This is a genomic window from Algoriphagus aquimarinus (genome assembly GCF_007997215.1).
Classification (GTDB): Bacteria; Bacteroidota; Bacteroidia; order Cytophagales; family Cyclobacteriaceae; genus Algoriphagus; species Algoriphagus aquimarinus_A.
This window is the reverse complement of the sequence record NZ_VORW01000011.1, coordinates 112,710-127,072: the sequence shown is the minus strand read 5'-3', so window position 1 is coordinate 127,072 and position 14,363 is coordinate 112,710. Positions and strand designations below refer to the sequence as shown.

The following is a 14,363-nucleotide window of genomic DNA, read 5'->3' as shown; positions in this document are numbered from 1 at the left end:
TCAGATTTGAAGAGGAAAGAATAAAGGTGTGATTCCTTGCGCACAGTATCGACATTGCCGTACTTAGTCTCGAAGTCTGGCTACACCATTATTCTGTTTTTTTGATTCATTCCAAAGATATGAGTCTCATGACTTGTGCCTTTTGAAATGCAGTCTTCAGACTGCCCATATTTTTTAAGTAAAAGAAGTCTGGAGACTTCAATGTAGTAGGTCCAAGCCCGCCTTGTATTCGGGCAGGACATGAGACTTGAACCATTTGTGATCTTTTCTTAATTATTCTATCCCATCCAACTCACTCAATTCCAACCAAGTCAGTTCTAATTCTTCTAACTCAGCATCGATAGCTAGCATGCGTGAGGAAATTTTCATCAGTTCTTCGTGATCAGAATTTCCGCCGCTGATTTTCTCGGTAAGTTCAGATTTCTCCTTTTCTAGCTTCGCTATTGTTTCATTCACAGTTTTGAATTCCTGCTTCTGCTTGTAGCTAGCCTTAGTTTTGGTCGGGGTAGGAATGGCTACAGGCTCTGCCTTAGCAGCTGGTTCTTGGCTTTTCTTTTCCACTTTTTTGACACCTGATTGAAGTTCGTCTTTCTGAACTTCTCGGAACTCAGAGTAATTCCCAGGAAAATCAGAAATCTCTCCTTCTCCTTCGAAAACAAACAAATGCTCCACCAGACGATCCATGAAATATCTATCATGAGAAACGATGATTAAACAGCCTGGGAAGGTATCCAAAAACTCCTCCAGCGTATTCAGCGTCATCAAATCCAGATCATTGGTAGGCTCATCGAGAATCAGGAAGTTAGGATTCTTAATCAAAACCATCAACAGCTGAAGTCTTCTTCGCTCGCCACCACTCAGTTTAGCGACTGGCGTATGCTGTTGCTTGGGAGGAAATCCAAACTGCGTCAAAAATTGAGAAACTGTAATCGTAGCTCCACCAGCGATGGTAACTACTTCAGCAACTTCCTTTACGATATCTAACAGGCGCTTTTCCTCGTCAAAACTACTTTCTTCCTGTTTGTAATAACCAAAAGCAGTAGTCTGACCGATGGAAACTGTTCCCGAGTCAGGAGCCATTTGTCCGGTGATCATATTAAGGAAAGTGGTTTTCCCAGCACCATTTGGGCCTATGATTCCGACTCTATCTTTCTTCTTGAATGTATAAGAGAAGTCATTGACGATGGTTTTGTCGCCAAATGCTTTGTGCATTTTTTCGATTTCAATGATCTTGTTTCCAAGTCGCTGAGTCGTCACGGTCAACTGAATATCGCGTTCTTCGCGCTTCTGGGAAGCTTTTTCTTTGGTGTCTTCGAAAGCATCCACACGGTATTTTGCTTTGGTGCTTCTAGCCTTAGGCTGACGACGAATCCAATCCAGTTCCTTTTTGTAGAGGCTTTTTGCTTTTTCGAGTTCTATGTCCTCGATCTCCATCCGCTCTTCTTTCTTGTCAAGAAAGTAGCCATAGTTTCCTAAGTAGCGATGGACTTTGCCCTGATCGAGTTCTAGGATCTCATTGGTTACTTTTTCTAGGAAGTACCTATCGTGAGTTACCATGAAAAGGGCAAGGTTGGCTTTTGCCAAGTAGTCTTCCAGCCATTCGATGGTTTCCAGATCAAGGTGGTTGGTAGGCTCATCTAGAAGCAACAAATCAGGTTTCTCAAGAATAGCTTTTGCCAAAGCAACTCGCTTGCGTTGTCCACCGGAAAGTGTTCCTACAGGAAGATCGGTGTCATGAAGACCCAATTTGCCTAGTACCTCTTTCACTTGGTATTCAAAATCCCAAGCTTGGAAGGCATCCATTTTCTCAAATAATACCGACATCTTATCCGAATTATCAATGCCACGTTCTGCTTCCAGCATGGCCTTGTGATAATCCTCGATCACTTTCAGAATTTCGGAATTACTTTGGTCAAAGATGGTTTGGTAAATGCTCATCGTGCCTTCAAAAACTGGGTTTTGATGCACATATGCCACTTTCACCTGCTGGTTGGTTCCAACTTGACCCGTGTCAGGAATCTCCAAGCCCATGATGATTTTCATCAGCGTGGATTTACCAGCGCCATTAATGCCTACTAGGGCAATTTTCTGACCCTGAGAAATGCCAAAAGAGATATTGGAAAAAAGCTTGCGCTCACCGAAAGCTTTACTGAGGTTTTCAACCGAAAGGTAATTCATGCCGCAAAAGTAGGGAAAAGCAAAGTGAGTATAGGTATGACTTCCTAAGTTTCAATAGAAAGGCTATTTTCAAATCATGAAAACCATTCACGACATCCTCAAACTCGGCGATCCTAGGCTTTACGAAGTATGTGAGCCAGTCTTGGAATCCGAACTGGATCAAGTATCGGGTTGGGTTCAGGAATTACATGAGGCCATGGCCGATATTCGAAGCGTTTATGGTTTTGGGAGAGGAATCGCTGCTCCACAGCTAGGGATTATGAAGCGGATGTTTTACCTAAACTTGGATAAACCCTATGTGATTCTCAATCCGGAGCTTAAAAATCTCAGTGACGAGAAGTTTGAGTTGTGGGATGATTGCATGAGTTTTCCGAATCTGTTAGTCAACGTAAAAAGACATCAATCCTTAACCCTAGTTTATAGAGATGAAAAATGGAAAGAGCAGGAATGGAATGTTTCGGGAGCTATTTCTGAATTGATACAGCATGAATATGATCACTTGGATGGAATACTATGTACCATGCGAGCAATAGACCAGAAAAGCTTTAAGTGGAAATAATATCGCACCTACTTTTTTGATACTTTTCACTAGCTACTTGATACTCTGAAAAGTCTTACCTTTGCGTCTATGGAAGCAATTCAGAAAAAAGACATCCGTAAGCTATCTCTGGCGCAGTTAGAAGAATTCTTTTTGGCGCAGGGAGATAAGAAATTCCGTGCCAAGCAGGTATATGAATGGCTGTGGAATAAGTCTCTGAAGAATTTTGATGAGATGAGTAATATCTCATTGAGCACGAGAGAGATGCTTAAAACGCATTTTGAAATCAACCATATTCAGGTTGATCTGATGCAGCATTCGAATGATGGAACGATCAAGAATGCAGTAAAACTCTACGATACTATGATTGTGGAGTCAGTTTTGATTCCTACGACTAAGCGAATTACGGCCTGTGTTTCTTCTCAGGTTGGATGCAGTTTGAGCTGTAACTTTTGTGCGACAGGAAAATTGAAGCGCATGCGAAACCTGAATCCTGATGAGATCTATGATCAGGTGGTGGCTATCAAAGATGAGGCGGAAGAATATTTCCAGCGTCCCCTGACCAATATTGTTTTTATGGGAATGGGAGAGCCTCTGCTAAACTATGCGAATGTGCTGGAAGCGATAGATAAAATCACCTCTCCAGAAGGACTGGGAATGGCTCCGCGAAGAATTACTGTTTCTACTGTGGGTGTGACCAAAATGATCCGTAAGCTCGCTGATGATGAAGTTCGCTTCAATTTAGCCGTTTCGCTTCACTCTGCAATCAACGAAACCAGATCTATGCTGATGCCTATCAATGACACCAATCCTGTAGAGGAATTGGGAGAATCATTGAAGTATTGGTATGAAAAAACCAAACGCAAAGTCACCTATGAATATGTGATCTGGGATGGAATCAACGACGATGAGCGACATGCCCGAGCCTTGGCAAAATTCTGTAAGCTTATCCCATCCAAAGTCAATCTGATCCAGTACAACCCTATCGATGAAGGAGAATTCCGTCAGGCTAGCCAAGAATCGGTTGATATGTACGTCCGCATTTTGGAATCTCAGGGAATCATCGCCAAAGTGAGAAGATCCCGTGGTCAGGACATTGATGCTGCTTGTGGTCAGTTGGCCAATAAGAATGAGGTAGCGGAGCTCAACGTTGGATAAGATTTGCTTTCTATGCTAAAGCCAACTAATTTCTTGTCGAATTTTAACAATCCTATTTTATGAAAAAGGCTTTACTGATTTTTTGCGCCACATTTATGCTCTCTTTTGTCGGGTTGGCACAAACCCAAGAACAGGGAAATGCCCGTTTCCATGGATTTGGGACGTATGGATTGAATTACCATAACTTTGGAGTGGGGGCAGGAATTGAATACTTCTTTGTAGACAAATTTGCCTTGATGCCTAGTTATACCTTTGTTTTTCCGCAGGTAGGTAAGGAAAGTAATTTCAGTGCTGACTTACGATATTATATATCAGATGGGCCTTCTCAGATGTATTTCATGGCAGGTTATAGCCAAACATGGGTAAATACCCAGCCTGATGGAGCAGGTACTACGAGAAATCAAAAGGGAGCAAATGTAGGAGTGGGCGCTTATATTCGATTGACCGATGCGATCGGATTAAGTACTGAATTCCGCTTCCAAAGTCCTTTACCAAGAGAAGTTGGCTTTAGAGTTGGGTTTGCGATTCCGTTGTAATTTTTAGTAGCAAGTATCAAGACGTAAGACTAGAGACGCAAGAAATTAGAGTCAAGAGAGCGTTGCTGTTGTCTAATATCTTATGTCTAACTACTTGATACTTTTTTTACTTCTTCGAAAACTCAAACAACTTCCGCTTCTCTTCTTTGTTCAGCGCTTCGTAGCCACGATCAGCGATTTTGTCCAAGATCTTATCTATTTCCTCTTGTGTTGCATCGTCAGAACTAATGGATGTAGGACTAGATTTTTTATCCTTTGTGAAGGATGAGAAGCCTCCACTATTGGAGGTTTTAGCTTTGCGATAGGAAACTTTTACATTGCTTTTTCGACCAGAGAATAGATCCTCGAAGAAGATACCGACTTTCTGAACCGGTACGCCCCAATCGTTTCCTTTGCGCAGCTGAATAATATATAAGTAGCCAAGAAGTGCGCCTCCAAGGTGAGCTAGTTCTCCACCCGCATTTGCTCCTGCGGAATTGGCAAAGGATAAAATCACATAGAAAATCGCGATATATTTGATCTTTACAGGACCAAGAAGAATTAGAAAGAAGGTTGTATTAGGCGAAAGGGTAGCTGCTCCCACTACAATAGCGAAGATTCCCGCACTAGCTCCCAGCATTAGGGAAGAGTCCAAATTGGAATTGAAATAGGGAGAGAGATTATAGATCAATACATAGAATAATGCTCCTGCTAGACCGCCCAGAATATAGAGGTTGGCAAGTTTTCTACTTCCTAAAAACTGATGAATCAGCTGACCAAACCAAAATAAGAAAAGCATGTTGAAGAGGATGTGTAGAATCCCCTCGTGCAAAAACATGTAAGTAAAGATGCTCCACGGCTGGGTCGCTAGCCTAGAAAAAGAAGCTGGCATCATCAGGTAGGATAGAACTGTGGTATACAAGTTACCCAAGCCCCCGATGGTCATAAACACACGAAATACAAGCACAACGAAAAACACCAAAATGTTGATCGCAAGCAGCTTATAAAGACTGTTGTCGCTGTGCTTAAAAGCGTTCCGAAGATTATCCCAAAAGTTACCGTACATAATTAATAAAAACTGTTTCTGTCTTTTTTCCAGAAGTAAACTAAAACTCCGCCAATCACCAATCCGCTGAGGTGGGCAAAGTGTGCTACGTTATCCAGAGGATTATTCACAAATACGTTATATATGGTATAAAGACTGTAGAAAAGCACCATATATTTTGCCTTGATCGGTATCGGCGGGAATAATAGAAATAGCTGCGTGTTGGGGAAAAGCATCGCAAATGCGATCAAAACCCCGAATAGAGCTCCTGAGGCACCTACCATTGGTACATTGCCTTGAATGTCCAAAATAGCATCAAGTGTTTGCTTCGCCTGGCTGATTTTATTTGGATCATCAGGATTTCGGCTATACGCATCCACAAAGTCAAACACGGAGCTTTGGAAAAAACCACGGTTTTCCAAGACCAACTTGTTAAAGGATTCAGGGTCTGGATTGTTTTGGAACATCGCCACTTTTTCCTCCAAATTGTTCATTCGATAGGCAGTATATCCTGAGTAAAGAACACCTGATCCTACTCCACAAACCATCCAAAGAATCAACAATTTCTTTGGCCCCAAAAACTGCTCTAGTAAAGGACCAAAGATCATAAGTCCGAACATATTGCCGAACAAATGCCAGAAATCCGCATGCATAAACATGTAGGTCAGAAACTGAAATGGCTTGAAATATGGGCTGTGAATGTAATAAAGCGCAAACCACTGATTCAATTGAGGAAAGATAAACTGCGAGACGATAAGCAGTCCCACATTGATAAGAAGTAGGTTTTTAACTACCGGTGTAATATTTCTAAACATGCTATTTGCCGAAGAAAGAATGAATACTGCTTAAATCTAATTTCACGAACGTTTTGTTCCCTCCCAATCCATAATTTGGATTTTGACAGGCAAAAAGCTGCCCAACCAGGGTTTCCATTTCTTGTGAATTTAGTTTTTGTCCTTTTTTCAAGGACGATTTTCGCGCCAAAGAGCGCGCTAGATTTTCTCTTGTGTCGAGCGATAGCTCACTTTTGAAATGTTTGTATTGCTCCAGAAGCCCTTCAAAAAGCTCCTTTTCATTTTTAACTGGTATATCAGCCGGAACACCTTGAATAAGCACCGTGTCTTTGCCAAACTCAGAAACCATAAAGCCCAAGCTGTGCAATTCTGGCATGATATCCATCACCAATGCGTAGTCAGATGGGCCGAGATTGATGGTAGGCGGAAAAAGACATTGCTGAGAAGTGCCTTGAGCGAGTTTCAGCTGGCGCAAATAGCGCTCATACAATATACGCTCATGTGCTGTCTGCTGATCTATGATAAGAAATCCGGTGGACATCTGCGCGATCACATAGCTCAGTTCTACCTGAAATGTAGCTCCAGTAGACTCTGTCTCAATGGGTCTAGGAATAAATTCAGTGGCTTCGTCTGGCTTGGCCCTACTTTCAAAAGTTAAAACCTCTGTTTCTTCGGAGGGGGTAGATCGGTTGATGTCTCTTATTGGTTGTTGGGTTCCTTCAAATAATTTTTCCCAGCCAGAAGTGCTGGCTTGCTTGAATTCTGGGGTATTGAATGATTTGTAGCTGTATTCTCGATCCACTTGAGCTTTTTTCTCAGGATCCTTATCCCATTTTTCGTTGAAATTCACATCGAGACTGAAGTCCAAGGACGGAACGACATGATGTGCTCCCAGCGATTGTTTAACAGCAGATCGAATGACTGCATAGATAGTCCGCTCGTCGTCAAACTTGATTTCAGTCTTGGTCGGATGGACATTGATATCGATATGCGAGGGATCGATTTCTAGGAAAAGCACATAAAATGGATGCTGATCCGGTTGTAGCAATCCTTCGAAAGCTGAGCTTACCGCGTGATTCAAGTAGCTGCTTTTGATGAAGCGATTGTTCACAAAGAAGAACTGCTCCCCACGGGTTTTCTTGGCATTTTCAGGTTTTCCTATGTAGCCTTTCACATTTACATGTGGAGTCAGTTCCTCGCATGGTACGAGTTGACCTTGGTAGTTTTTGCCAAAAAGGCCTACAATTCTATGACTTAGTTTGCCAGGTGTGAGGCTGTAAACTTCCAGGTCTTGTTGAAACAGGGAAAATCCGATTTCAGAATACGAAAGTGCTACCCGCTGAAATTCATCTACGATGTGGCGCATTTCTACTGGGTTGGACTTTAGGAAATTCCTTCGGGCGGGTACATTGAAAAACAGGTTTTTCATAGAAACGGAGGTTCCTACATTCCCTGCAAATGGCTCTTGTTTTTTCACTTCAGAGCCTTCGATTTGTATCAAAGTTCCAAGTTCAGATTCTGCTTGGCGTGTTTTCAGTTCTACCTGAGCTACCGCAGCAATAGAGGCCAAAGCTTCCCCGCGAAATCCGAATGTTCTGATAGAAAAAAGATCCGAAGAACTTCGGATTTTAGATGTAGCATGACGCTCAAAACTCATACGAGCATCGGTTCCAGACATGCCTTTACCGTTGTCTATTACTTGGATAAGCTGTTTTCCGGATTCTTTTACCACTACCTGTACTTGGGTAGCGCCAGCGTCCACCGCATTTTCAAGGAGTTCCTTAAGTGCAGAAGCTGGTCTTTGAACTACTTCTCCTGCTGCGATTTGATTGGCTATCGCATCGGGAAGGAGTTGGATAATATCACTCATTTTTCTTCTTGGGTTTTAGCCTGAAGAAAAAATAGATAGCTGCTCCCAGAGCTACTGCGTAAGCCATATATTCAAATATTACTGGGCCGAGATATATATAGCCGAAAATTGAACCAAGAAGCAGCAGGAAAATAAAAGTCCGGATCATCGCTGTAGAGGCAAACATATTAACCCCATCTCGCTCCTTTATTCCTTTATGCTGCCCAAAAGAGCCACGAATACCTGCGCCATATGTTCCAATATCATGTGAAGTCCCATCACTTTTTTCCAAAAGTCCCTGAGCTGCCAATTCTTTCTTTATTTGGGAGGTTCTTTGTTCGATTTCCTCCCTCACTGGATCGTAATATCTAGGTTTGATATCAAATCTCATCGGCGCGGCAGTTCGAAATACAGAAGGAAATTTCATAACATTTTAAATTTTAATTCTAGTCTCACGTTAAGTAAAAGCACAAAGGGGGAATAAGTTCCAGTACAGTACACCAGATATCAAATTTATGACCTTTTTAACCCTATTTACGGTTCGATGTTACCTTATCTTTAGTAACTTCATTTATCAAGCAAATGCATCAATGTACAGGATGTAAACTTGAGATATGGTAAGCGATGAGAAAAGCCAAATTCGCTTTCTGAATCGGTCGCCCGTACAAATTTATTTTAAAAGTTAAGGATTAAAAATTTACTCAAGCATGAGCAGTAAGCTTTGGAGAGTTTTCGCAGTTGGTATTATAGCTCTTACTTTTTCCTCCGGGAAAATCGATGAATCATTAAAAATAGTTGATCCTCTTTCTACGCCTGACTCAATAGCTCAGTTGAATTGGGTGGATTCTGTATTTAATAGTCTGACTTTTGATGAGCGTTTGGGGCAGCTTTTCATGGTCGCCGCTTACTCTAACAAGGATCAAAAACACGTAGATGAAATCAGTAATCTTATAAAAACAGAGAATCTTGGAGGCTTGATTTTTTTCCAAGGTGGACCAGATAGACAAGCGCGCCTGACTAATCTCTACCAAGCTCAGTCCAAAACCCCACTTTTTATAGCTATGGATGCAGAATGGGGAATCAGTATGCGACTGGATTCAGTTCCTGATTTCCCAAAGGCCATGACTTTGGGAGCTGTGCAAAATCCTGATTTGGTGTATGCCATGGGAAAGGAAATGGCACGACAGTTTAAGGTGCTAGGTATGCACATCAATTTTGCCCCGGTAGTGGATGTGAATTCCAATCCTGACAACCCGGTGATTGGATATAGAGCTTTTGGAGGTGATAGAGAAGTTGTCACCACGCATGCTATTTCTTATATGAAAGGCCTGCAGGACAATGGAGTGATTGCTAATGCGAAGCATTTTCCAGGCCATGGAGACACAGAGGCTGATAGCCATTATTCTTTGCCAGTGATTAAGAATCTTGAGCAGCGGATTTGGGATGTGGATTTATACCCTTATCAAGAGCTATTCAAAGAAGACTTGATGTCTGTGATGGTCGCACATTTGAATGTGCCCAGCTTGGATGATGCAGGAAATATCCCTACAAGTCTTTCCAAAAAAGTTGTGACAGATTTACTGCAAAATCGGATGAATTTTCAGGGTTTGGTTTTTACCGACGCCCTCAATATGAGAGGGGTGGCGATAGCAAATTCTCCCGGAGAAGTTGATTTGAAAGCATTGCTAGCGGGAAATGATGTGTTGCTCTATTCTCAGGATGTGGCAAAAGCTAAGATACTAATTAAGGAAGCAGTTGCGGATGGTAGAATATCTGAAAAGGAAATTGATCGCAGAGTAAAGAAGATTTTGCGTGCTAAATACTGGTCTGGATTGAACGAGTATAGACCAATCAATACATACAAATTAGTTGAAAGGCTGGATATGCCAGAGACTGAGGCTATCATTGAGGACCTCTATGCAGATGCTATAACAGTGGCTGTAAATAAGGGAAATCTTCTGCCTTTCAAAAATCTGGACTTAACGAATTTTGCTAGTCTGAGTATAGGTGATGAAGGAAAGGATTTCCAAAAGTATCTGAGCAAATACACGAAGTTTGAGCATTTCAGTATTGAAAAAGCCGCAAATGAAACGACTCACTACAATACCATGAAGCAGCTGGAAGACTTCGATGTGGTGGTAGTAGGTTTGATGGGAGTGACGAATAGTCCAAAAAGGAAATTTGGTGTATCTCCTAGTGATGTGCAATTCATCAAAGACTTGGCAAAGCGTCAAAAAGTAGTGACAGTACTTTTTGGGAATGCATATGCCGCACAGGAATTAGAAGGAATCGGAAATGTGGTTTTTGCTTATGAGAATAATCCTGTGACTCAGGAAATGGCACCACAGATACTTTTTGGAGCTAGAGATGCAAAAGGAATATTGCCTGTGACTGTAAATGGTGAGTTTTCACATGGCGTAGGTGGATATATGAAGTCTATCAATAGGCTTTCTTACGGTACTCCAGAAAGTGTTGGTCTGGACGGGAAAATCTTGGACAAAATAGATGCGGTAGCAGAAAAAGCAATACGAATTCAAGCTACACCAGGAGCAAATGTGTTGGTAGTGAAAAATGGGAAGGTAGTCTTCGAAAGGTCCTATGGGAGCTTAGAATACAAGTCTAGCCCTGCCATGAATTCTGAAACTGTATTTGATTTAGCTTCTATTACAAAGGTTTTGGCAACTACGCAGGCGGTTATGTTTTTGGAAAGTCGAGGTGAATTGGATATGGGAAATTCCTTGCAAGATTATTTGCCTGAACTGAAAGGTACAAATAAAGGAAAAATGGTACTCCGTGATGTGATGGCGCACGAAGCTGGACTTATTGCCTATATCCCGTATTATGCTCGCACAGTCGAAGCGGGTCAATGGAGAGGGGATTATTACAAGCCTACATCTTCACCTGGCTTTACAAGACCAGTGTCCAACGACATGTTTGGAATGGACGCACTTCGTGATAGTATCTGGCACTGGACAGTGGAGTCGAAGATTACTCCAATTCCGAGAGGAGCAAGTAAGCACGCGTACGTATACTCAGATCTTACGATGTACTTGATGCAGGCAGTAGTGGAACGAGTAGTGAATCAACCTTTGGAAACGTTCATGGATCAGAATTTTTATGCTCCCTTAGGACTTAGTACCATGACTTTCAATCCAGCTATGAAAATGCCGATAGATAATATCGCTCCCACTGAGAATGATATTACTTTCAGAAAGAGACAAGTTCAGGGCTATGTTCATGATCCTGGAGCAGCCATGTTTGGTGGAGTAGCGGGGCATGCCGGGCTTTTTGGCAAAGCCAATGACCTAGCGGTGATGATGCAAATGATGCTCAACGAAGGAAGTTACGGTGGAGTAAATCTGATTCGACCAGAGACGGTGAAGAAGTTTACCAAAAATCAATCCCGTCAAAGCCGTAGAGGCTGGGGTTGGGATAAGCCAAACACTGAGGTTGGAAGTGGAGGATCAGCGGGTGATTTGGCTCCAAAATCAACTTTTGGACATACTGGATTCACTGGAACTTGTGTATGGGCTGATCCTGAAAATGATCTTATTTATGTATTTCTTTCCAATCGTGTTTATCCCGATGCTACGAATACGAAATTATTAAAAGAAGGAATCCGTACGGATATCCATGATATCATTTATGAGGCGATGGGGAAAAAATAGTCTTTCTAAAAAGGCAATTTCCCCAAATCGACATTCCCACCTGAAAGAATAATCCCAACTTTTCTCCCCCTGAACCTATCTTGATTTGCAAGCAAAGCTGCTAAGGGTACAGCGCAGGAAGGCTCAATAACTATTTTCATCCGCTCATAAATCAAACGCATGGCTTCGATGATTTGCGGATCTGTGGCTAAAAGAATATCCGAAACGTAGGCTTTGATCAGTTCGAAATTCAAAACTCCCAGCGAAGTCAATAATCCATCCGCGATTGTGTTTGGACCGGATTGGGGAATGATTTTGCCTGCGTGAAAAGACTGGAATGCATCATCGGCACCCTGTGGTTCTGCTGCAATTACCTCAATGTTTGGATTTAGGTAATGAGCTGTTAGAGCTGTCCCTCCAAGCAATCCTCCGCCGCCCACTGGAGCAATAATGATATCTAAATCTTCTTGGTCTTCAATAAGCTCTAAAGCACAAGTTGCCTGGCCTTCGATCACATCCATAAAGTCGTAAGGAGGAATAAAAGTCGCTCCTGTTTTCTTCACTACTTCTTCCAGTGCGGTTTCTCTTGCCTTTAGGTTTGGTTCACATTCTATGATTTCTCCGCCGTAGCCTTTTACCGCTTTCTTTTTGATTTCTGGAGCGTTGGATGGCATGACGATGTAAGATGGAATACCAGCGACTGAGGCCGCTCTAGCTAAGGCTGCAGCGTGGTTTCCACTGCTATGCGTTGCTACTCCTTTTGCCTTTTGTGTATTGGTAAGTTTCATCACTGCATTTGCAGCTCCACGAGCTTTGAAAGCTCCAACTTTCTGGAAGTTTTCACACTTAAAAAATATCTCAGAACCTGCTATTTCATTGATTGCTGAAGATGTCAAAATAGGCGTGCGGTGAATAAAAGGCTGAATGCGATCGTGTGCAGCCTGAATGTCAGTAAGAGTAGGGAAAGTGGTTTTCATCTGCTTATTTTTAGTTTTTTAATGGTCAGATGGAATCTCGCATTGTGAATAATCATTCCTCTATGTGTCTCTTTCGACATGCTCGATTTCATGGGTTGAAAATAGGGAGAATTGCAGAAAAGTGACTTAGGGAATTGGGAAATAGTTTAGTCGGTTTGAGATGATTATATATCTTCAGGCATGAATTGGAATGAGATTGATTTTTTCCCAGTCATGGGGGAAAAGCTAAGTAGTGAGACTACTGTCAAGTTGGATTTTAGTCCTACAAATTCAGATTTGGAGAGTTTGGACTTGTCAAATACTGCAGCATTTGATGAATATGTAACTCAGCAGATAGAGAACTCAGGCAGGAAATATGGAATTGGTGGGTATTTGGAGCACCGCGCTATTTACAGGAGAAGTACTGTCTTTGCGACAGCAGACGCTGATTTCAGAAACATACATCTTGGGGTAGATATCTGGACTGAAGCGGGCGCGCCTGTATTTGTACCAATAGATGGAAGTATTCACAGCTTTCAGGATAATGCTGGCTTCGGAAATTATGGAGCTACTATCATTTTGGAGCATGAATTAGAAGGGGAAAAACTGTATTCACTTTATGGCCATCTTTTTCTGTCTGATCTAGCAGGAATTGAAATCGGGCAAGAAGTAAAGCCAGGTGAATTACTTGCTCATGTGGGTCCATTTCCTGAAAACGGTGATTGGCCACCGCACTTACATTTTCAGTTAATATGGGATTTGATGGGAAATGTTGGTGATTTCCCAGGCGTTTGCTCACAGAGAGAAGTTGGGGAATATCAGATGATTTGCCCAGATCCCAATTTGATTTTGCGAAGCGAGCTACTTTAGGAATTAGCTTCAGTGATTAATCGTAATCCTTCCAGTGTAAGATTTTTGTCGATTTCCTCAAAAACCTCCGCAAGGGGTGTTAAAACTGAAGAAAGTCCTCCCGTGGCGATTACCTGAAAATTTTGCTGGGTTTCACGGGCTATTGCTTCCAGCATTCCCTTCACCAAACCCGTGTACCCATATAAAATACCTGCTTGGATTGCATGGATGGTGTCTTTGCCAAGCGCAGATTCAGGCATTTTCAATTCTACTTCCGGTAGTTTGGATGTGTTTTGAAAAAGCGAATTGAGTGCAGTTTTGAGCCCAGGGACGATATTGACTCCTATAATTTCACCTTTGCCATCAACCACAGTGAAAGTGAGCGCTGTTCCAAAATCCACTACGACTAAAGCTTTTCTGTACTTAGAATAGGCCGCCATTACGTTGCACATCAGATCAGTGCCGATTTCATTAGGTCGGAGGCTTTTTATAGGGAGGTTTGGAAAACTGGCAGGAGAAATAAGGTATGGCTGAGTGCCGATGTAATTTTCGCAGAACTGAAGAATCTGCTCATTGATCTCCGGAACTACAGAGCTGAATCCTATTCGTTTTATGTCGCTAGGACTTATCCCATGCTCCAAAAAATACATAGGTACTTTTTTGTGAAGTTGCGCAGCGAATTTGGAAGATTGCGTTTCGATCCGAAAGTGATTTTTCCAGCTTTTACTCACTTCATCATAGAGCGCAAAAACCACATTTGAATTTCCTGCATCGATTGCTAAAAACATTGTTTCTCAGATTTGATTAAATTAGCCTTTCCCAAAATTAAACGGA

12 protein-coding genes are annotated in these 14,363 nt (G+C 42.1%); 5 read left to right on the top strand and 7 right to left on the bottom strand.

Going from position 1 to position 14,363, the window contains the following annotated elements; all coding sequences use genetic code 11:
* Nucleotides 1-273: 273 nt before the first annotated feature.
* Nucleotides 274-2,178 carry an ABC-F family ATP-binding cassette domain-containing protein gene (locus ESV85_RS15170; RefSeq protein WP_146919015.1) on the bottom strand — a complete coding sequence of 635 codons (1,905 nt, stop codon included), beginning with the start codon at nucleotides 2,176-2,178 and terminating at the stop codon, nucleotides 274-276.
* A 76-nt stretch (nucleotides 2,179-2,254) separates the two neighbouring features.
* Between ESV85_RS15170 and ESV85_RS15165 the strand changes: the two genes are divergently transcribed.
* From ESV85_RS15165 to ESV85_RS15155, 3 genes are all read left to right on the top strand, one after another.
* Nucleotides 2,255-2,737, top strand: coding sequence for a peptide deformylase (locus ESV85_RS15165; RefSeq protein WP_146919013.1), 483 nt, complete (start codon nucleotides 2,255-2,257; stop codon nucleotides 2,735-2,737).
* A 69-nt stretch (nucleotides 2,738-2,806) separates the two neighbouring features.
* Complete coding sequence (gene rlmN / locus ESV85_RS15160) at nucleotides 2,807-3,874, top strand: 23S rRNA (adenine(2503)-C(2))-methyltransferase RlmN (RefSeq protein WP_146919011.1); 1,068 nt, start codon at nucleotides 2,807-2,809, stop codon at nucleotides 3,872-3,874.
* Nucleotides 3,875-3,933: 59 nt separating this feature from the next.
* A complete protein-coding gene (locus tag ESV85_RS15155; protein ID WP_146919009.1) occupies nucleotides 3,934-4,410 on the top strand; it encodes an outer membrane beta-barrel protein in 477 nt (158 codons plus the stop codon).
* Between the two features lie 106 nt (nucleotides 4,411-4,516).
* On the opposite strand, the gene ESV85_RS15150 is transcribed toward ESV85_RS15155, so the two are convergent.
* From ESV85_RS15150 to ESV85_RS15135, 4 genes are read right to left on the bottom strand one after another with little or no spacing between them, the layout of a single operon-like run.
* A complete protein-coding gene (locus ESV85_RS15150; RefSeq protein WP_146919007.1) occupies nucleotides 4,517-5,455 on the bottom strand; it encodes a rhomboid family protein in 939 nt (312 codons plus the stop codon).
* Between the two features lie 2 nt (nucleotides 5,456-5,457).
* Nucleotides 5,458-6,249, bottom strand: a complete 792-nt coding sequence (locus ESV85_RS15145) for a rhomboid family intramembrane serine protease (protein WP_146919005.1) — start codon at nucleotides 6,247-6,249, stop codon at nucleotides 5,458-5,460.
* Between the two features lies 1 nt (nucleotide 6,250).
* A complete protein-coding gene (gene mutL, locus ESV85_RS15140) occupies nucleotides 6,251-8,098 on the bottom strand; it encodes a DNA mismatch repair endonuclease MutL (protein ID WP_146919003.1) in 1,848 nt (615 codons plus the stop codon).
* Nucleotides 8,091-8,504: a hypothetical protein gene (locus tag ESV85_RS15135; RefSeq protein WP_146919001.1), complete on the bottom strand. Its 414-nt coding sequence runs from the start codon at nucleotides 8,502-8,504 to the stop codon at nucleotides 8,091-8,093. Before ESV85_RS15135 ends, mutL begins: the two co-directional genes overlap by 8 nt.
* 280 nt (nucleotides 8,505-8,784) lie before the next feature.
* On the opposite strand from ESV85_RS15135, the gene ESV85_RS15130 reads away from it, so the two are divergent.
* On the top strand, nucleotides 8,785-11,745 hold the full coding sequence (locus ESV85_RS15130) for a glycoside hydrolase family 3 N-terminal domain-containing protein (RefSeq protein WP_146918999.1): 2,961 nt from the start codon (nucleotides 8,785-8,787) through the stop codon (nucleotides 11,743-11,745).
* A gap of 5 nt (nucleotides 11,746-11,750) precedes the next feature.
* On the opposite strand, the gene ESV85_RS15125 is transcribed toward ESV85_RS15130, so the two are convergent.
* Nucleotides 11,751-12,701 (bottom strand): pyridoxal-phosphate dependent enzyme, encoded by a 951-nt coding sequence (locus ESV85_RS15125; protein ID WP_146918997.1) that lies wholly within the window; start codon nucleotides 12,699-12,701, stop codon nucleotides 11,751-11,753.
* A gap of 180 nt (nucleotides 12,702-12,881) precedes the next feature.
* Between ESV85_RS15125 and ESV85_RS15120 the strand changes: the two genes are divergently transcribed.
* Nucleotides 12,882-13,550 carry a peptidoglycan DD-metalloendopeptidase family protein gene (locus tag ESV85_RS15120; protein ID WP_146918995.1) on the top strand — a complete coding sequence of 223 codons (669 nt, stop codon included), beginning with the start codon at nucleotides 12,882-12,884 and terminating at the stop codon, nucleotides 13,548-13,550.
* On the opposite strand, the gene ESV85_RS15115 is transcribed toward ESV85_RS15120, so the two are convergent.
* Nucleotides 13,547-14,317 (bottom strand): type III pantothenate kinase, encoded by a 771-nt coding sequence (locus ESV85_RS15115; RefSeq protein WP_146918993.1) that lies wholly within the window; start codon nucleotides 14,315-14,317, stop codon nucleotides 13,547-13,549. The two genes, ESV85_RS15120 and ESV85_RS15115, sit on opposite strands and share 4 nt — an antisense overlap.
* Nucleotides 14,318-14,363 lie beyond the last annotated feature (46 nt).